The sequence below is a fragment of the Hyphomonas atlantica corrig. genome (assembly GCF_017795365.1).
GTDB lineage: Bacteria > Pseudomonadota > Alphaproteobacteria > Caulobacterales > Hyphomonadaceae > Hyphomonas > Hyphomonas atlantica.
In genome coordinates this window covers 2,601,860-2,621,450 of the sequence record NZ_CP051254.1, presented here as the reverse complement: position 1 = coordinate 2,621,450, position 19,591 = coordinate 2,601,860, and the positions used below count along the sequence as shown (strand labels likewise).

18 protein-coding genes are annotated in these 19,591 nt (G+C 55.2%); 5 read left to right on the top strand and 13 right to left on the bottom strand.

The features are described 5' to 3' along the window. The first annotated feature begins 129 nt into the window (after positions 1-129). Complete coding sequence (gene mazG, locus HF931_RS12675) at positions 130-954, top strand: nucleoside triphosphate pyrophosphohydrolase (RefSeq protein ID WP_051602903.1); 825 nt, start codon at positions 130-132, stop codon at positions 952-954. Here the strand turns inward: mazG and hflX are convergent. The 9 genes from hflX to HF931_RS12630 form a co-directional block, all read right to left on the bottom strand. Continuing rightward, the gene (gene hflX / locus HF931_RS12670; protein ID WP_155842010.1) at positions 951-2,267 is read right to left on the bottom strand and encodes a GTPase HflX; all 1,317 of its coding nucleotides are present in this window, start codon (positions 2,265-2,267) and stop codon (positions 951-953) included. The two genes, mazG and hflX, sit on opposite strands and share 4 nt — an antisense overlap. A 6-nt stretch (positions 2,268-2,273) precedes the next feature. Further along, positions 2,274-2,522, bottom strand: coding sequence for an RNA chaperone Hfq (gene hfq / locus HF931_RS12665; RefSeq protein ID WP_034812840.1), 249 nt, complete (start codon positions 2,520-2,522; stop codon positions 2,274-2,276). A gap of 79 nt (positions 2,523-2,601) precedes the next feature. Beyond that, positions 2,602-4,008 (bottom strand): potassium transporter TrkG, encoded by a 1,407-nt coding sequence (locus HF931_RS12660; protein ID WP_035555191.1) that lies wholly within the window; start codon positions 4,006-4,008, stop codon positions 2,602-2,604. Between the two features lie 3 nt (positions 4,009-4,011). Next, on the bottom strand, positions 4,012-5,385 hold the full coding sequence (gene trkA / locus HF931_RS12655; protein ID WP_035555194.1) for a Trk system potassium transporter TrkA: 1,374 nt from the start codon (positions 5,383-5,385) through the stop codon (positions 4,012-4,014). A 21-nt stretch (positions 5,386-5,406) separates the two neighbouring features. Next, on the bottom strand, positions 5,407-6,795 hold the full coding sequence (gene ntrX, locus HF931_RS12650; protein WP_035555197.1) for a nitrogen assimilation response regulator NtrX: 1,389 nt from the start codon (positions 6,793-6,795) through the stop codon (positions 5,407-5,409). 13 nt (positions 6,796-6,808) lie between these two features. After that, positions 6,809-9,064, bottom strand: a complete 2,256-nt coding sequence (locus HF931_RS12645; RefSeq protein ID WP_162176022.1) for a sensor histidine kinase — start codon at positions 9,062-9,064, stop codon at positions 6,809-6,811. Positions 9,065-9,181: 117 nt separating this feature from the next. Then, positions 9,182-10,558 carry a sigma-54-dependent Fis family transcriptional regulator gene (locus HF931_RS12640; RefSeq protein WP_035555200.1) on the bottom strand — a complete coding sequence of 459 codons (1,377 nt, stop codon included), beginning with the start codon at positions 10,556-10,558 and terminating at the stop codon, positions 9,182-9,184. After that, on the bottom strand, positions 10,551-11,606 hold the full coding sequence (locus tag HF931_RS12635; protein WP_273243193.1) for a two-component system sensor histidine kinase NtrB: 1,056 nt from the start codon (positions 11,604-11,606) through the stop codon (positions 10,551-10,553). Before HF931_RS12635 ends, HF931_RS12640 begins: the two co-directional genes overlap by 8 nt. 17 nt (positions 11,607-11,623) lie before the next feature. Then, a complete protein-coding gene (locus HF931_RS12630; RefSeq protein ID WP_155842012.1) occupies positions 11,624-12,613 on the bottom strand; it encodes a tRNA dihydrouridine synthase in 990 nt (329 codons plus the stop codon). A gap of 118 nt (positions 12,614-12,731) precedes the next feature. On the opposite strand from HF931_RS12630, the gene HF931_RS12625 reads away from it, so the two are divergent. Together HF931_RS12625 and HF931_RS12620 are read left to right on the top strand one after the other, a co-directional pair. Further along, on the top strand, positions 12,732-13,874 hold the full coding sequence (locus HF931_RS12625; RefSeq protein WP_035555208.1) for a bifunctional 2-C-methyl-D-erythritol 4-phosphate cytidylyltransferase/2-C-methyl-D-erythritol 2,4-cyclodiphosphate synthase: 1,143 nt from the start codon (positions 12,732-12,734) through the stop codon (positions 13,872-13,874). 51 nt (positions 13,875-13,925) lie between these two features. Next, the gene (locus HF931_RS12620) at positions 13,926-14,417 is read left to right on the top strand and encodes a CinA family protein (protein ID WP_035555212.1); all 492 of its coding nucleotides are present in this window, start codon (positions 13,926-13,928) and stop codon (positions 14,415-14,417) included. On the opposite strand, the gene HF931_RS12615 is transcribed toward HF931_RS12620, so the two are convergent. Further along, positions 14,414-14,872, bottom strand: coding sequence for a type II toxin-antitoxin system RatA family toxin (locus HF931_RS12615; RefSeq protein ID WP_035555214.1), 459 nt, complete (start codon positions 14,870-14,872; stop codon positions 14,414-14,416). The two genes, HF931_RS12620 and HF931_RS12615, sit on opposite strands and share 4 nt — an antisense overlap. A gap of 3 nt (positions 14,873-14,875) precedes the next feature. After that, entirely contained in the window at positions 14,876-15,853 is a 978-nt protein-coding gene (lipA, locus tag HF931_RS12610) for a lipoyl synthase (protein ID WP_035555393.1), read from the bottom strand. A 155-nt stretch (positions 15,854-16,008) separates the two neighbouring features. Here lipA and HF931_RS12605 point away from each other — a divergent pair, with 155 nt between their 5' ends. Beyond that, the gene (locus tag HF931_RS12605) at positions 16,009-17,586 is read left to right on the top strand and encodes an AMP-binding protein (RefSeq protein WP_051602905.1); all 1,578 of its coding nucleotides are present in this window, start codon (positions 16,009-16,011) and stop codon (positions 17,584-17,586) included. On the opposite strand, the gene HF931_RS12600 is transcribed toward HF931_RS12605, so the two are convergent. Further along, the gene (locus HF931_RS12600) at positions 17,587-17,925 is read right to left on the bottom strand and encodes a winged helix-turn-helix transcriptional regulator (protein ID WP_035555217.1); all 339 of its coding nucleotides are present in this window, start codon (positions 17,923-17,925) and stop codon (positions 17,587-17,589) included. Between the two features lie 59 nt (positions 17,926-17,984). Between HF931_RS12600 and HF931_RS12595 the strand changes: the two genes are divergently transcribed. Beyond that, complete coding sequence (locus HF931_RS12595; RefSeq protein ID WP_035555220.1) at positions 17,985-18,590, top strand: 2-hydroxychromene-2-carboxylate isomerase; 606 nt, start codon at positions 17,985-17,987, stop codon at positions 18,588-18,590. Here the strand turns inward: HF931_RS12595 and HF931_RS12590 are convergent. Then, positions 18,581-19,579: an adenosine kinase gene (locus tag HF931_RS12590; protein WP_035555224.1), complete on the bottom strand. Its 999-nt coding sequence runs from the start codon at positions 19,577-19,579 to the stop codon at positions 18,581-18,583. The genes HF931_RS12595 and HF931_RS12590 overlap by 10 nt on opposite strands. Positions 19,580-19,591: the final 12 nt, after the last annotated feature.

Genomic DNA, 19,591 nt, shown 5'->3' with positions numbered 1-19,591 from the left:
AGAACTCATACTGTGCTCATTGGCCGAAATGGGGCGTCAGATTCTCATGCATGAACTCACGTCGCGTGACTTAGAGGTGTTGTCAATCGAACGGTCGATTTGAGCGGTGAACCCGTTTACTGGGAAACCATGACTGATCATGGAAATTCACAATCATCTCCAGCGGACGCGATGCTTCGATTACTGGAAATTATGGCGCAACTGAGAAACCCGGAATCCGGATGCCCTTGGGATATCGAACAGAACTTTTCCACCATCGCGCCCTACACAATTGAGGAAGCTTACGAGGTAGCTGATGCAATTGATCGAAATGACATGCGCGATCTCAAAGAAGAATTGGGCGACTTGTTGTTTCAAGTCGTCTTCCATAGCCAGATGGCTCAGGAAACGGGTGAATTCGAATTTGAAGATGTCGTCGCAGCTATAAACTCGAAAATGATCCGTCGACACCCTCACGTGTTTGGCCCAGAGGGGGGCCGCTCAGCAGAACAGCAAGTCGTTGCCTGGGAGGTTATCAAAGCCCAAGAACGAGCCGGCAAGTCTCAGCCGGAGGGCACGCCCAGCGCGCTCGACGGAGTAGCTCTGGCACTGCCCTCTCTGTTGCGAGCAGAAAAGCTACAGAAGCGAGCAGCACGGGTAGGTTTTGACTGGACTGACGCACAGCAGATCTTCGACAAGCTTGATGAAGAGGCAGACGAGGTTCGTGAAGCCATCGATATCGGAGATGCGGACAAGATTGAGGATGAGGTTGGTGATTTGTTGTTCGTAACAGCAAATCTGAGCCGACGCCTCGATGTTGATCCAGAGCAGGCCTTGAGGCGCGCAAATGCCAAGTTTGAACGACGTTTCCGGGCGATGGAGGCATTGGCGGAATCAGAAGGCACGCGCTTCGCCGACCTCGAGATCGATGAACAGGAGGCGCTTTGGCAGCGTGTCAAAAAGGCCGAACGCTAATCCGGCTTGAGGCCTGGAAAATGCGCGTAGAACTGTCCCAGTCGGTCATTTGCAAGACGAACAGACATGGCGACATTACCCGTCTCAAGAGCGCTTTCAGATATTACTTCGCCATTTTGGTGCAACCATGCCCGAGCGCGTCCATCCTGTGCGCCAAGAACGAGCTGAATCTCGGAGGCGCCCTTGAGAAGAACCGCCTCGATCAGATCCAGCAATTCTTCGACACCTCGGCCAGTCAATGCTGACACCAGAACCGCCGGAGTTTCGACCGTCCCCCGCGCAGCGAATGAAAGCGCGTCGGCTTTATCGTCTGTCAAAAGATCTGCCTTGTTCCAGACCTCAATCATGGGAGGCAAAGGCAGCCCTGTTTCCTTTTCCAACTGATCAAGCACAATCATGACATCTTCAGCCTGATCGACATCAGACGGGCTCGACCGATCACGAACATGAACCAGAAGATCTGCCTGCATGGCTTCTTCAAGTGTCGCCTGAAAGCTGTCGATCAAATGGGTGGGAAGATCAGTAATGAATCCGACCGTGTCAATCAGCGCCGCCTCCCCCAAAGTCGGCAGATCAAACCTGCGAATAGTCGGATCGAGCGTCGCGAAAGGCATGTCCCGCGCGAAGACGTTGGCACCCGAAATTCGGTTAAAAAGCGTCGACTTGCCGGCATTCGTGTACCCCACCAATGCGATGACCGGCTTGCCACTTCTCTTGCGTCCAGATCTCTGCACGGCGCGGGTTCGCTTCACATCATCCAGATCGCGCCTTAGCCGCAAGATCTTGTCGTCCAGCATTCGGCGGTCTGCTTCCAGCTGACTTTCACCGGGACCCGACAAGAACCCTCCACCACCGCGCTGGCGTTCAAGGTGCGTCCAGGTTCTTACAAGTCTTGACCGCTCGTATAGCAGACGAGCCAATTCGACCTGCAAGCGCCCTTCTTTGGTGCGCGCCCGCAATCCAAAAATTTCAAGGATCAGACCCGTCCGGTCGATGACTTTAACTTCCAGCTTGCGCTCCAGATTGCGCTGCTGAACGGGCGTGAGGTCGCCGTCGATCACCGCAATGGTGCAATCATTCTGTTTCAGGTCGTCAGCCAGACGCTCAAGAATGCCGCCCGAAAGCAGTACAGACGAGTTAACTTTCCTAACATGCTCTGCCCGCAGGAATGCCAAATCACAGCCCAGCGCCTCGACGAGACCCGATGTCTCCTCCAGCCTGTCTTCGGTTGGCCTATTGGCAGGTGTGAACCACGGGATGATCGCACCGGCCACTTCAGGCGCCGGCGTTCGGTCGATCATCTTATCAGTCAAAGCGGTTTAGTCCGCATCCATTTCCTCATCGAACAATTGTACCGGAGCGCTCGGAGCAATTGTGGAAATGGCGTGTTTGTACACAAGTTGTGGTGGCCGCCCGTCACCGCGCAGAAGCACACAGAAATTGTCGAACCACGTCACAACACCCTGCAGTTTGACACCATTGACGAGAAACACGGTCAGAGGCGTACGTGATTTGCGGACGGCGTTGAGAAAAGTATCTTGCAAGTTCTGTTTTTTGTCGGCGGACATGACGGAAATCCAATCTGGCCTGTTCTTGTTATGTGTCGCGCTAACGGGATTACTGCGCAAGTGCAAGTGCGAACAACTGTTAACCCCGCCAAAAGCTGAGGGAAAGCGCTGGAATCAGGGCCAGAACCTCCAAACGCCCTAAAATCATGGTAAAAATGGTTAAAGCCTGCGCAGGTCCAGACAGATCCATGGGGTAGCTCCCAAGGACAGCCGCAGAGTTCGTCAGGCTTCCTATGGCGAGGCGAATTGATGGCACAAATTCCTCGCCCATGAACGAATAGGCCGCCATGGTGAGGAAAATCGCCAAGATGTATCCAATCAAGTACACCCAAACACCGATGACGCTTCTTTCGTTGAGTTCCCTGTCTCGAAATGTGAAGCGCAAAATGGATCGACGGTAGCCAAGCTGTCTGAACTCCTGTCCTGCTCGCCTTGCCAGCACGATAAAACGTGCAAGCTTGACGCCGCCCGCAGCCGACAGCGCAGAGCCTCCAATCAGCGCTGGCAAGACCAGGACTGGTAGTGGAATGCGATTGTAGTCGGCCGGGTCAGACAAGGACAAACCGGACGTCGATAGCGCGGACAGCGCCCAGGAGAGCCCTTCCGTGACGTTCAGGTCTGAGGCCAGTGCAAAACAAATGAAAACGATGAGCAATCCCACGAACAAGGAAACTTCGGGATCGGAAATGGCTTTGAAGGGTTTTCCATCGCGCAAAGGTAACCACAGGGCGAGGCCCATGGCCCCCGCAAACAATCCCACGCCCAAGATAATGGATGGCCCGGTATCAAGAGGTGCGCGCATAACTCCCTGAGGATGCACAAGACCCGTGGTCAGAGCGCTAATCGCGTCGCCCAAGGCCCGCTCTGCTGGAACACCCATGAAAACGAGTCCTGAAAACAATAGCAGGATCGAAACAATCATGAGCATGGCAACCATGCGAACGACGCGTGGAACTGCATCAAAAAAGCTTGTTTCAGGAACCGTAAACAAGACGGTTCGGTGAATTCCTGGCCCACCAAGATTAAGTGCAGCCAGCACACTGGCCGCCGCAACGACCGTCGCCAAACCGCCTAACAAATGCAGCATGCCCCGCCAAACAACCAGACTGATTGGCCACTGATTATCCTGCACCGAAATCACGGATTGTCCGGTGGTGGTCAAGCAGGCCGTTGCCTCGTGAATGGCGCTGATGACGCTGTCGTTTTGAACCCCCAGAATAAAGGGCAAGCACGTAGCAACGGGTGTGATGAACCACCACAAGATAACTGTTGCCAGTGCATCTGAGGGCCTCGCCTTGCGTTCAGGCTTCGGCGTTAGAAGCAGTACGCTGCTCGCCAAGACAATGATTGCCAATGCCATTGTACCAAAGGCAAAGATCTGACTCGTTTCCCTTGCGGCGATTGCCATGAACATGGCGGGAATCGCTGCAACCACAACGACAATCAATAGTAACGCCAGAACCCGAACGACCGATGCGTAGTTCATGACCTAGAAGAAGTCCGGGCTGACCCGGAAATACTTCTCAACCTTCCTGACCATCTCTTCTTCATAGAAGATTATCAATTGATCCTCTGCCTGAACAATAACATCGGGCCCGGCGATCAAAACCTCCTTGCCACGAATAATTGCGGCTGCCGTCATGCCTTCGGGCAGATCATCATAGCCCAGTGGCTTGCCGATCAATGAGGACGACTCAAGTGTAATGCCTTCAGCGACTTCTGCCTTCCCGTCTTCAATCGACTGAAGCCCCAAGATACGGCCGCGTCGCATCCGCAAAAGGATTTGAGATACGGTCAGCGCCCTTGGGTCCAGAACAGCATCAACACGAAGGTCTCTTGCCAAACCGGCGAGTTCTGTAGCGTTTACAAGCGCCAAAGTTCTCTTCGCACCTGCTCGCTTGGCCAAATTTGATATCAACAAATTCGCTTTGTCGTCGTTTGTGATCGCCACAACGAAGTCTGCCTTTGGAGCCCCGGCTTCGGCCAGAATGTCCGGGTTCAGGCCGTCCCCCTGAATGACGATCGTCCGCCTCACTGCCGCGACAACGTCGTTGGCGCGCTTCGCATTGTGTTCGATCAAGCGTACGCGGTTCTTCGCTTCCTGTTCCAGCGTTGTAGCGACGTAGAGACCGACATTGCCCCCGCCAACGATAACAACATGCCCAGACTGTTCGGAATCCCGGTTGAAGATGGATGTAAGCCGCTCGGCATGTTCATCCAGCACCGCAATGTAAGCGCGGTCTCCTGGCTTCAACACGTCATTTGATCTGGGGGCCCTGACAGAATCTTTCCGACCGATGCCGACAATTCGGGCGGACAAGTCTGGAAACAATCCCCGGAGCTGATCGACCGGTGTATCCAGAAGTGGATTACTGTCCTCAACCTCAAGACCGATAAGCCGAACGCGTCCCTTCCCGAACGTCGCGCTCATAACGGCGCCAGGCGTTCTGAAGCGCTGAAGAATGGCCTCACCAACTTCCATTTCAGGCGAGATCACCATGTCTATGGGCAGGCCTTCGCGCGAGAATACGTTCTTCCACGCCGGGTCTATGTAGGATTGCTCCCGCACCCGAGCAATCTTGTAAGGTACCGAGAACAGGGTGTGGGCAATCTGGCAGATGACCATGTTGATCTCGTCAAAATGGGTCACTGCGATGATCATTTCGCAGTCCGCCGCGCCGGCTTTCTTGAGGACATCCGGGTGAGCCGCATGACCTGTGACACCACGAACATCCAGATCCGTCGAAACCTGATCGACGAGGTCGGGATTTTCATCAATGATGGTAATATCGTGCTTTTCGCGTGCGAGGCGGCGCGCGATTCCGTGCCCCACGCGCCCCGCGCCGCATATCAGAACATGCATGTCTACAGCCCTTTGACGGCCCTAACCGTCCTGACGAGTAAGATTGGAGTTAACGCCTAAAGCCTTTAATTTTCTATGCAAGGCGGAGCGTTCCATTCCGATAAATTCAGCCGTCCGCGAAATGTTTCCGTTAAATCGCGTGATCTGAAGCGCGAGATACTCTCGCTCAAACTGCTCGCGAGCATCTCTTAGCGACAATCCAACCAATTCAGCAGAGCCACTTTTACCCGTATTTCCCGGCACGACCGATGTCTCACGCGGCAATTCATCGACGCTGACCGGGCGACTTGCGTCTGACGGAGAAAGGATGAGGATGCGCTCAACGACATTTCGAAGCTGCCGGATGTTGCCCGGCCAATCCATTGATTGAAGCACGGCCATGGCTTCATCCGAAAATGCTCTCGGTGTTAGTCCAGATGAATCGGCAATTCGGTTGGTGAAATAGTCCACCAGGTCGCGAATATCATCGCGGCGTTCGGCGAGAGACGGAACGCGCAAGGGAACCACGCTCAACCTGTAGAACAGGTCTTCACGAAAGCGGCCTTCTGCAATTTCCTGACGGATATCCTTTGTTGAAGCCGACATGACGCGCACATCGACACTGACGTCCGATTTGCCCCCTACTCGCTGAAAACGTTGTTCAGTCAGAACGCGCAGAATTTTGTTCTGTGTGCCGAGTGGCATGTCAGCCACTTCGTCCAGAAGAAGTGTGCCGTTATGAGCTTTCTCGAACAAACCAATACGGGTCGTGCGGCCTTGAGAATCTTCCTCCCCAAACAATGCGCCTTCCATTTGCTCCGGCGCAATCGTGGCGGCGTTCACAACTACGAATGGGCCGTCAGACCTCTGAGAATTTCGGTGTATCAGTCGGGCGGCGAGTTCTTTGCCGGAACCGGCTGGGCCCGTTATCATGACCCGTGAGTTTGTCGGTGCCACCTTGTCGATCGAAGCGCGCAAAGTCCCGGCTGCCTGGCTTTCACCTATCCACTGCTCATTGTCCCCCGCCCTGTTCTTCAGGGCAGCATTTTCATATTTCAGAGCTGCAGATTCGATCGCCCGCTCGATCATATGAAGCAACCGATCGGTCTTGAAAGGCTTCTCAATGAAATCATAAGCGCCGCGCCGGATAGCTGCGACCGCTGTCTCAATATTGCCGTGTCCGCTAATAACGATCACCGGCAAAATGGGGTCGATAGATTTCAGGTACTTCAACAGCGACAGACCGTCCATCCCACTTCCCTGAAGCCAAACGTCGAGGATAACCAGACGAGGTGTTCGTGCACGAACTTCTTCCAATGCGCGTTCAGCCGTGTCAGCTGTTCTGGCGGAATATCCCTCATCTCCGAGAACGCCAGCAATCAGCTCTCGGATATCAGGTTCGTCGTCTACCACTAGAATGTCAAATGCCATCTGTCGGGCTCCTCTACACCAAACCGGCCGGGGCCGGTAATTCGTCCAACTCGTCGTCGTGTTGGGCATCAAACGTTTCACTAACTTTCAGGGAATCATGCGGTAACCAGACCCGAACCCGGGCGCCGCGCATTCCATCCAGACGGTTCTGCAAGGATATCGACCCGCCATGGTCAACGATAATTCGGTTCACAATCGCCAAGCCTAGACCAGTCCCTTTTTCACGAGTTGTCACATAGGGTTCAAGCAGCCGATCCCTGACATCCTCCGGAAATCCGGGCCCGTTGTCCTCGATCGTGATGTCTAGCCCTTTCTCGGACTCTGTCAGGCTCACCCGAATGTGCCCTTGCACGTCAGCTTCTTCCGGCATGCCCTCAATTGCTTCTGCCGCATTCTTGAGAAGGTTTCCAAAGGCCTGGCCGATCAGTCGTTCGTCTCCCAGATACGTGACTGACTCTGCTTCTGATTCAAACACGACCTTGATATCGGGAGACACCATGCCTTGTGAGAAACTCGTCGCCTCAAGAACCGACTTCATATCGAACTTGTTGGCGTTGGGTTTTGGCATTCGCGCAAACGACGAAAACTCCTCTACCATCCGGCCAATATCACCTACTTGGCGCAGGATTGTCTCGATGCATCTGTCGAACACACCATCGGTGTCATCAATGGAACTCGCATACCGGCGCCGAAGTCGCTCAGTCGATAGCATAATGGGTGTCAACGGATTACGGATTTCGTGAGCGATTCTTCGAGCCACGTCGCGCCAAGCCAACTGCCGCTGCGCGTTTACAAGGCGAGTTGTGTCATCAAACGTCAGCACACAACCACCAGCTGGGTCGGGTGCGGTTTTCAGCCGGAAATGCCGTATTGCACCGTTTCTGTTTATATCGATTGAAGCATCAACCGGTGACCCCTGTTGAAGTGTGTCTTTCGCAAACTGAACAAAGTCAGGTGCGACATCTGCTAGAAACGCGCCCTCCTGAATTTCGTCAACACCCAGCAAGTCTCCAGCCGACCGGTTCGCCAGCGTTACGACCATGTGTGGATCCATCCGGATAACGCCTGCACTTACCTCGGCAAGCAGTGTCTCAACAAAATGGCGACGATCTTCTTCATCTTCTCGTGCTCGGATCAGGGCGCTTCTTTGCTCTGACAATTGCTCCGTCATCGCATTAAACGACTTGCTGAGAGCATAGACTTCATCTTTTGCACCGGTAACAGGCACCCGAACGGTCAGGTCGCCGTCCCTGACCGTGTGAGCCGCCATAGCAAGTCGACCGATTGGACCGGTAACGCGACCAGCAGCCTCAAGACCCAAGCGCCCGGCCAATAACAAAACAAGTGCAGCGATTTGCGCGTATCCGATGGCAAAGATTGTCTGGAGCCGCCCGCCCTGGCGCTTCGCATTATTGTACTGAATGATTTCGGCCTCCGCTTCACGAAGGCGAACCGCGGCATTGCGGTCAAAATTCTTCACCGCGTAAATATAGCCGTTCAGGGGTTCGGTAATGTGGATGAGCGCGGTGGCGACGCCGCGATTTTCGTAGAGCGTCGTTGCGATTTCACCTCTGTCAGCTTCCTCAAAAGCTGCTGCGGGCGGCGGGATCAGAATGGCGTCCTGCACGCTTTCCTCGGCAATCAATTCGACCCCGTCGTCACCTAGAATGGCAATGGTAAGAAAGTCCCTGAAGGCAAGTTCAGACCGCAAACCTTCAGAAAACGCTACGGAGGTATTTGCGGACAAGGCACGCGAGACATCGCCATCTCCAAAACTGGCCTCAACATCTCGAGCAAAATTCTCGACATCGAGAGCGGCCAATCGCACATCTACGTCGAATGTCGTCTCGAAATTATCGACATAGTTGCGAAAAATCTCTGCGTTCTTCTCCATCACCGAGTCGACGCGCTCGCCAAGCCAGTTGTCGAGCCCCTGTGTGAAGATGGCACCCAGAAACACAGCGACGATCGCTGAGGGAACCAGTGCCGAAAAGCCAAACAACATAACGAACCGCCGAGCGAGACGACCACGCCCCTCGCTCTCACTGTTTGACTGAATAGCGAAGTATTCGCGCACCACGATAGTCGCGAGCACGATGACGACGACGAAGTTCAGACCCAGCAACCAAGGCGTTGTACCGGCGGTCGGATTGTCGGGGTCTACGCCTGAAATCGCAATAAAAGTTGCAAAAACGGCAACAAGCGCAGCGATAATGAACAGCCCTTCGAAAAGGGCCCAACTTGCCTTGGAGGCTTGCTGACTCAACACGTTCGACAAAAAACTACCGCTCTACACTCGGCTAAAAAGCCCATTGCACTTCAAACACATAATCGTGCCTGAATCGCAACACTGGTGCAGTAATGCCACAGTTGTTGTGTCAGTCAATCAGTCTTCTGCAATGCCTAGCGCGTTGATCTTGGCCCTTAACGTGTTTCTGTTCATGCCTAATAGCTGCGCCGCCTTCACTTTGTTGCCTGCTGTCACGGACAGAGCCAAACGAATGAGTGGGCGCTCAACCTGATCAATTACGCTCGAGTAGACGTTGGATTCCTCATTGTCGCCATTGGCGATGAGATCGCCCATAATGTAGCGGTGCAACAGTGTCTCCATGTCTTTCTCAAATCCTGCGCTGGAGCCTTTCTGCTCGCTTGCACCTGCGCGCAATTCACGTTCGACATCCCTCAAGGTGACTGTCTCATCCGGGCAGAGTACCGCGAGCCTAAGGACAAGATTCTCCAATTCGCGCACATTTCCAGGCCAGTCATAGGCAGTCAGCAAATCCAATGCGGACTTGTCCAGTGTTTTCGCCGCCAGGCCCTGCCGTTGGGCGCGGATCAGGAAAGCGCGTGCGAGTTCGGGGATGTCTTCCTTCCGCAAGCGTAGTGGCGGCATTGTCAGCCGAACAACATTTAGTCGGTAGTAAAGGTCCTCACGAAACTTCCCATCATCCACCAAACGCCCCAAATTTCGACGAGTTGATGCGATGATCCGGGCACCACTGGAATCCCGCATCAACTTCACGAGTTGGGTTTGCGCCTCCGCTGGAAGGTCGCCAATTTCATCTAGGTAGAGAGTTCCCCCTTTTTGATGGACCGCCCCCTGCTCACCGTTGGCACCGAACAACTGCCGGTTAATCTCCGATGCTGGCAGCGCTGCCAAATCCAGAGCCACGAAGTGTCCATTCTTCGCGTCTCCCAACTGGTGGATTGCGCGCGCAGCAAGTTCTTTACCCGTCCCGCTTTCGCCTTCGATCAGGACGGTCAAATCGGTATTCATCACCTTGGCAATGATCCGATAGACTTCTTGCATTGCGTCAGAGCGACCGATCAGAGGCAGGCCGGCGTCCGATATCGCCTTCTGGGATTCAGGGTTGATCGCCTTGCTCGATCCCTTCGGCTGTGATTTCAGCGCCCGCTGAACCAAGCCTGATAGGGTGTCGATATCGAATGGCTTCGGAAGGTAGTCGAATGCGCCATGTTGAGCAGCAGACGCGGCCGTCAGGATCGTATTCTGGCCGCTCATCACAATGAAAGGCAACTCCGGGCGAGCCAGCTTCAACGATGGTAACAAGTCAAAGATCGACGCGTCACCGAGGAAGACGTCTGTCACCACAACATCGCCTTCCCCATTGCGGACCCACCGCTCCAGAGCCTCTGGTGAGCTTGTTGCGCGAACTTCGTAACCTGCAGACACCAAAGTCTGATTCACGATCAAACGAATGCTGGCATCATCTTCTGCAAGCAGAATCGTTTTCTCAGCCATCAGATCTTTCTCCTGTTCCTAGGGGTAACAAAACTGAAAAGCGCGTCGAACCGGGAACGCTATCGACGCGTATTTGGCCGCCATGCGCGGTGACCACTTCCTTCACAATTGACAGACCAAGTCCCCGTGCGCCCGATTTGCTGCTCTGGAAGACTTCGAAAATAGAGCTCTGCCGGTTTCGCGGAATGCCCTTACCGGTGTCTTCTACAGAAACAAGCATAGCGCGCCGAAGCCCGGCCCCTAGCCTTGCCTGGCGGAACGAAAGTCCTGCGGCGTAAGATGTACGCACAGTAACTTTCGCTGGGACGCCACCGTCGCTAGCAGCCTCGGCAGCGTTCCGAATCAAATTCTGGAAAGCTTGTTGCAGGTGGTCTGAATCGCCGATCACAGGCGGAAGCGATGGATCAAAATCTCTCTTGAATTCTACCTTCGATCCCATGGCGGCAGTTTCAGACGCCAGCACGCGCTCCAGCAGCGCATGTATGTTGAATGGCTCCATATGAGGCGCGGAAAACAGCTCAAAGGCCGACAGCCTGTTTACGAGACGCTCAATACGGCGCGCCTCTTCCTTGATGATCTCCAGAAGTTCTGATTGACCGTCAACGGACTGTCTTTCAAGCAACTGCGCCGCGCCGATAATCCCCCCAAGCGGGTTCTTCACTTCATGTCCGAGAATACGGCCAAACCCGGCAACACCCGCTGCGGATTCATTTACGTCTCGAGTCGCAGCGTCGCACATAGCGATCATGAAGCCGCCTTCGTCCGTGGATCTTACCCAGATATCACAGATATGACGAGACAAGAGCCCCGGCCCGCTGATGGGCGTGCCAGGCGCGGTGATATCCCCAACTGTCCGTTGGGCGCGATCCAGCAACTCAAATACAGGCGAGTCGTGGTATACAATCTCGCTCAAAGGTTTGGTTCTCAAAGCCCTACGAGAGAGCTGAAGTAGACTTTCCGCTGCCGCGTTGACCTCGACTACTTTGCGTCTGGCATCAACCAGCATTAGCGCAATCGGAGACAAATCTGCCAAACGAGGCGCCGGCATCGTTACGTCACTCGTCATTACGCGGCCTCCAGTTCGAACGTTTTGCGATACACGCGCCTGAGCGCAGATTGCAGGTCGCCAGCATGATTGATCTGGCACAGCTGAGATCGCAATTTCCGGCGGACATCGTCCGTTAACGGCAGATTCACACTCTCGATAGCCGCGGACACGTGCTTGCGCACTGTGCGCACTCCCAGAAAGTCTCCGTAGAGGTCGACGCTGTCTGATATTTGTTCGAGCAAACTATCAAGTTGCTCTTCCAATGCAGGCTCTTCAAACGTCTCTCCGTCAAGGTGAGCCGCAATCCGGCCGAGCAGCCAGGGTTGGCCCATAGCCGCCCGCCCGACCATCACTCCGTGCGCCCCAGATTCCGTCACAGCTTTCCTGGCATCATCACAGGAAGAAATATCGCCATTGACGATGACCGGTAGCGACACCGCCTCGACAGTGTCAGAAACGCGCTTCCAATCCGCAGTGCCTTTATAGAACTGGCATCGAGTCCGCCCGTGCACCGTCAACATACGGACGCCCATATGCTCGGCTGATTGAGCAATGTCTGGCGCATTGAGCGAGTCATGGTCCCAACCAAGCCTCATCTTCAGGGTCACAGGCAGGTCGCCCGCGCCATCGATAGCCGCCTGTATGATTTCTAGTGCCAGAGGCACGTCACGCATCAAGGCTGAGCCAGACTGCGCGCCTGTCACCTGCCGCGAGGGGCATCCCATATTAATATCAATCACATCGACGCCCGCTTCACGAAGCAACCGCGCCCCTGTTTGCATCGCTTCAGGGCGACTGGCAGCCAGTTGGACAATCCACTGGCCATCGCCATCGTGGCGACATGTGCGCCGCACAACATCCGGACGAGCAATCGCCAGCATATCGCCTGCCACCATTTCGGACACCACAGCCGGCGCGCCAAACCTGACGGCCTGTCGACGCATTGGCGCATCTGTTGCTCCTGACATTGGAGCCAACCAGACTTTAGGTGCCTGAAAATTGGTCATTTGACCATCTTTCCGTTTTTTCATGACTTCGCAAGTGCACAATATGCAAGCAGCTGCAACCGGCGCTGATAGAAATCGCCAGTAGCCAACCCTGGCGCCCTCGCATATTAACCCGCCCATGAATAGAACCGTCGCCATTATCGTCGCCGCCGGCAAAGGCTCTCGGGCAGAAAGTGAGCGCGCCAAGCAATGGTGTGACCTCAATGGCCGTCGCGTCATCGAATGGTCAATCCGTGCTTTTCAGTCCCATCCCGCCGTCGATGACGTAATCATCGTGACCGGGCCTGACGTACCAGACGGCTTTCATTCAGATGGGTGCCTACTTGCGACAGGTGGCGACACGCGCACACAATCGGTTCGCAACGGCCTGCAGGCGATCAAGGACCCTGCGGAAAATACGGCTGTGTTGATCCATGACGCCGCTCGGCCAGGCCTGACTCACGCGATTATCGATAACCTGTTGGAGGCTCTATCCACACACGATGCAGCGGCGCCCGCTTTGCCAGTACAGGATGCTCTGAAACGGGCGTCAGACACGAACTTGGTATCTGTATCGAGAGACGATCTCTATCGGGTTCAGACACCTCAAGCATTCCGTTTCGGCGCAATTGTTCACGCCTTAAGTGAAGCCGCGGACGATCTCGTCGATGACCTGGCCGCTGTAGAGCGCCAAGGCGTCGCGGTGAAACTGGTCAAAGGCTCCGATCGACTGCACAAAATCACCTATCCGGAGGATTTCGACATGGTTTCAAGAATGATGACGCCACGCCTCGCCTTTCCTCGCATCGGAAAAGGTTTTGACGTCCACGCGTTCGAACCGGGTGACCATGTCATTCTTTGCGGAGTGAAAATTCCCCACACCGCCAAGCTTAAGGGGCATTCAGACGCAGACGCTGCATGGCATGCTTTGACGGACGCTATTTTGGGGGCGGCTGCGTTAGGTGACATTGGAGATCATTTCCCCCCGAATGAAGACCGGTGGAAGGATGCAGACAGCGGGCTGTTCCTGAAAGAAGCGCAAAATCTGGCTTTAAAGCGCGGCTTTGCCATAGGAAATTGCGACGTAACGATCATCTGTGAAGCTCCAAAAGTAAAACCTCACCGGGAGACAATGCGCAAACGAACAGCGGAATTGCTCGACCTTTCGCTCGATGCTGTCAGCGTGAAAGCCACAACGACAGAAGCACTTGGCTTCACGGGAAGACGCGAAGGGATCGCTGCGGAAGCAGTCGTCACACTCGTCCCGACGTCAGGTGACTGAATTCGTAATCTTCGCTTCACGCCGCAGCGAACACCCCTTATCTTGCAGTCTATGTTTCCAGATCGACTTCGCAATCTCGCCATGCTTGTGCTCGATGACGCCGCACAATCACGCCTCAGAATCTGCACGGCTGAAAGCTGCACTGGTGGCCTGCTGGCAGGCTTGCTGACAGACATCCCCGGCAGTTCGACCGTTTTTGAACGCGGCTTTGTGACCTACTCAAACCGCGCCAAGGAAGAAATGCTGGGCATTGCTGGCGATGTTTTGGCGGATTACGGGGCCGTATCAGAGCCGGTTGCCCGAATGATGGCGGAAGGCGCCTTGGAAGCCAGTCGCGCAAACATTGCCGTTGCCATAACCGGCGTCGCCGGCCCCGGCGGCGGCACTCGCATGAAGCCCGTCGGCACCGTCCATGTGGCCTGTGCTCGCGAAAACCGTGCCGTCATACATGAAATGCTGCAAACCGGCGATATTGGTCGCGAGCAGATACGCCTCGCCGCGATGGAATGTGCTTTGCGGCAAATACAGATGCAAATCGCTTAGGCTTTGGCCCCGTAGCGTCGCTCCGCCTCAGAAAGAAACGCTCCGAGGATCTTGTTGACTGCGAGTTCCTGATTGGCCGCGGCCAGCATGCCTATCAACGGATTTCGGAAATCGTAGTCTATGGACAGCGAGATGTCTGACCCGTCGCTATCTGTCGCCTCAATCACCCACTCCGCTTTCAGCTTTCGAAACGGACCTTTCACCAAGGACGCAACCACGCGCCCCAGCGCAGGATCCGCCTCGACCCGAGTGGTGAAACGCTCGACAAAACCTTTGAAGCCTACAGCTGCCTCTCCCAGGCAGGTGAAGCTCGCGTCGGGCTGTACGCGCATCTCAGACACGCGCATTGCCGTGATCCACTTTATGAAATCCGGATAAGCGGCGATGTCCGAGACCAGTTCGAACGCCTGTTGACCGCTATACGGCACATGAATCGATTTCGAGAAATGCGGCATCGCCTAGACGGCTTCGGTGGCCAGTTTGGCTTCACGCGCTGCGCGCAGTCGCGCGAAGTCTTCGCCCGCATGATGAGAGGAACGGGTCAGCGGTGACGCCGAAACCATAAGGAAGCCTTTGGCGCGGGCAATTTCTTCGTACGCCTTGAACTCTTCCGGCGGGACATAGCGATCAATCGCGGCATGCTTCCGAGTGGGCTGCAGGTATTGACCAATTGTCAGGAAGTCGATGCCGGCAGAACGCATGTCATCCATGACCTGCATCACTTCTTCTTTTGTTTCGCCGAGGCCGACCATCAGGCCAGACTTGGTAAACTGTGTCGGATCACGATCCTTCACCTTCTCCAACAGGCGCAATGAATGGAAGTAGCGCGCACCCGGGCGGATTGAGAGGTAAAGACGCGGAACTGTTTCAAGATTATGGTTGAACACATCGGGCTTCGCATCAATGACACGGTTCTCCCAGCCATCCTTGCGCAGGAAATCGGGCGTCAGTATTTCGATCGTGGTTCCGGGAGACATGGCCCGAATCGCTTCGATCGTGTTGACGAAATGCATTGCGCCGCCATCCGTGAGGTCATCGCGGTCCACTGACGTGATAACGACATGCTGCAGTCCCATTTCAGCAACTGCTTCAGCCACTCGGCGCGGCTCATCTTCATCCACTCGCCCTGGTGTGAGCGGCTTACCGGTGGAAACATTGCAAAAGCTGCAGGCGCGCGTGCAGATTTCGCCGAGGATCATCATAGTGGCGTGCTTCTTGTCCCAACATTCGCCAATGTTCGGACAGCCCGCCTCTTCGCAAACTGTAACGAGGCCTTTTGATTTCACGATCTGGCGCGTTTCTGCGTAGCCCTGCGATGTCGGGGCTTTCACGCGAATCCAGTCTGGCTTGCGGAGCAACGGCGTATCCGGGCGCGATTGCTTCTCCGGATGCCGGTGCTTGCGCGAGTTTTCGGTCAGATTGATGAGATTTGCCATGGCGGGAAAATGGACCTGACCAACTGTTTCATCAAGGGAAATACACTGCAGAGTGTTCATGCAATCTTGCATTACCGCTTGCGACAGTGTCGATAAATGACAGATTGTTACAAAAAACACATGGGGCAATGCCCCGGAGGGAACCTGAGGCCATCATGACCGGACAGACCATCCCGGCACCTTTGCCATATCAACCATCACGCACCCGCACCGATCTTTTCAGCGCACTCTTTCGCGCAAAAAAGGAATTTGGGAGCGGAAAGGCCATTTTGATTGATGGCGACGAACGCGAACTCACCTACAAAGAGATCGTGCAAGCGGCGCTGGCGCTGGGCTCAGCCTTGCGCAAGGGCACAAAACCCGGAGAGGCCGTCGGCGTGATGCTGCCCAGCGGGGCCGGCGCGGTCATCGGCTTCTATGCAATCAGCGCGTTCAACCGAATCCCCGCAATGCTCAACTTCACGGCAGGCTCTCGCAATCTGAAAGCCGCCATGAAGGCCGGACAGATCAGTCGCATCGTGACAGCGCACAAATTTGTTGAGCTAGGCGGCCTTGAGGATCTGATAGAAGAATTGTCCGATTCAGCAGAAATCCTGTATCTGGAGGATGTTCGGGAAAACCTGACGCTCAGCAACAAGCTGATCGCGGCTCTAGGTTCTGTGCTTCCGGGGCTGGTCCGCAAGCAATCGCGCTACAAATCTCCCGGTGTGATGCTTTTCACGTCTGGCACCGAGGGTGAGCCCAAGGGCGTCGTTCTCAGCCATGAAAACGTGATGGCCAATGTCGAACAGGTTCGCGCGCATATTGGATTGAGCCCGGATACAGATCGCCTGTTCAACCCCCTGCCAACATTCCACTGTTTTGGTCTAACAGTGGGCGCGGTGTTGCCAATTGTCGCCGGAATTCCGGTCATGTTTCACCCATCGCCGCTTCAGCCGCGCGAAATCGTCCGCCGTATTCGTGCCAACCAATCAACGATCCTTCTCGCGACAGACACATTCATCTCGCAATATGCGCGTATTGGTGGGGACGGCGACATGAGTTCGGTTCGACTGGCCGTTTGCGGTGCTGAACGAGTCAAAGATGAGACGCGTGCACTTGTGCGCCGGAAGTTCGAAATCGAGATCCTCGAAGGATATGGAGCAACCGAAGCGTCCCCTGTAATCGCCGCGAACCAGTGGGAGAATAATCGTCCCGGCACGGTCGGAACACTCATGGCGCGTATGGAATCGCGACTGGTACCCGTTGAAGGCATTGAAGACGGTGGCCGGCTCCACGTGAAAGGGCCGAACATCATGCTAGGGTATCTGCGCCCTTCGAACCCTGGCGTCCTGGAACGCCCCGAGGGCGGATGGCACGATACAGGAGATATCGTGGCCATCGATGATGAAGGCATCATCAGGATCATGGGGCGGGTCAAGCGCTTCGCGAAAATCGGCGGCGAAATGGTGTCGCTGGCAGTCGTCGAGAATTGCGCCAGCGCTATCTGGCCGGATAATCTTCACGCAGCTGTCACCCTGCCCGATCCCAGAAAGGGCGAACAAGTTATTTTGTTGAGCGACACCAAGGACAGCAATCGAGAAGACATTCTGGCCTGGGCGAAGAACCATGGCGTGCCCGAACTGTCCGTTCCCAAGCGGGTATACCAAGTGGATGAAATTCCGGTGCTCGGCACAGGCAAGATCGATTACGGAGCCGTTCAGAAAAAAGCCGAGCAATTGCTCGCAGACTGATCAGGCAGACGTCGCCCGGCGCACCGGCAAGTGTTTTTTGCCCCAATCGCGAAGTGACAACAGCGCGGGCGCCAGCTCCTTGCCCTTCTCCGTCAGGACATAATCGTAGCGTTTGGGTGTCGTGGTATAGGCAACACGCTCCAGCACGCCCGCTTCAACGAGCCGCTTGAGACGGTCGGCAAGGATGTGCCGGGTCATTCCACTCGATTCAATGAATTGTTCGAACCGCGACATACCCAAAAAGCAATCGCGCAAAACAAGCATTGTCCAGCGGTCGCCAACAACGGAAAGCGTTCGCGCAACCGGACACCAATTATCTGATAGATCGGACCATTTCATGCTGACACACCTATACTGATTTGCCATAGTTCCAAAACGACACTCAATACGGAGCGATCATGGCAAACTCTCTTGAATTCTATTTCGACTATATCAGCCCATTTTCTTACGTCGCCAATGCTGCAGTAGCGCAACTAGCAGAACGAATTGATGTGTATGTGGAATTCAAACCCATGTTCCTCGGGGCCGTCATGCAATCCACTGGCAACCGCCCGCCAGGTATGGTGCCGGCGAAGGGGGCCTACATGATGAAGGACCTCCTGCGCTGCACCTCGCGCTACGGGTTGGACTTTAGAATGAATCCCTACTTTCCAATGGTAAACACGCGCGTCCTGCTGAGGGCGACATGTGGCCTCGCAAATAATCCAGCCGAACAAAGACGCTTCATGGATTCCGTCTTCCGCCATATGTGGGCGACCGAGACCGCCCTGAAACCAGACGACGAATCATCGGTCAAAGTCATGTGCGAAGCCGAGGGCTTTGAGTACAGTCAAGTTCTAGCCTTCGCTGAAGACCCGGCGAACCGGGAAGCAATGCAATCCAACACCGATTCAGCAATTGCACGTGGCGCATTCGGCGCCCCAACCTTCTTTGTGGGTGATGAAATGTTCTTCGGTCACGACCGCCTGGATTATGCAGTGGAAGCGCTCAAGGCTCAGGCGTAGATGCCAGCCGCCTCTGCGAGCTCCTTGTACGACTTCTCAGGCCGAGGTCCGAAGTGAGAAATGACTTCCGCGGCGGCGATATGCCCGAGATGCGCACAAGTGGCCAAAGGAAGCCCTCGTGAAATGCCAAAAAGGAACCCGGCGGCGTATTGGTCTCCAGCACCGGTCGTATCAACAACGTTTGAGACAGCTTCAGCCCCCACCGTGATCGGGTCTCCCTCGCCTATGACGACAGACCCTTTCTCGCTGCGCGTGACTGCGGCGATTGCGGTGTCGGCCTGAAGTGACGCGAGCGCCTCCTCGAAATTGTCGGTCTGATAGAGGGACAGCAACTCCTCCTCATTCGCGAATACGATGTCCACATTGTTCCGCACGAGTTGGAGGAAGCTGGCACGATGTCGATCAACGCAGAACCGGTCTGACAGGGTGAGCGCAACTTTGCGACCCGCCGCCCGGGCAATCTCTGACGCAAAAACAAAAGCCTCCTTGGCTTCTTCGCGGTCAAACAGATACCCTTCAAGGTACAGAATGCCACCAGAGCGAACCGTCTCTTCGTCTACGTCATTCTTCGAGAAGAGGACCGATGCACCGAGAAAGGTGTTCATGCTGCGCGCGCCATCATCGGTTACGAAGATGATGCTGCGCGCGGTCGCGGGTCCACTTTCGAGTGGCGTCGTGGCGAAGGGCACACCGGTGGCAGCCATTTCCCTGGTGAACTGGCTGCCGAGTTCATCCTTTGAAACCTTGCCAATGTAAGCGGCCTTTGCGCCGAAACTTGCCAAGCCCGCAATCGTGTTCGCTCCACTGCCGCCGGATGTGTAGAGCGGGTCGATCGCCGCTTCAGTCAACGCTTCTGCCCGATCCTCTTCAATGAGATTCATCGCATCCTTGTGGATACCCCACTTCTCGAGAAAGGAATCGTCAGCGCGCGACAGAACATCTACAATTGCATTTCCAAGGCCGACGACGTCGAAGCGGATTTCACTCATTTCACAATTTCC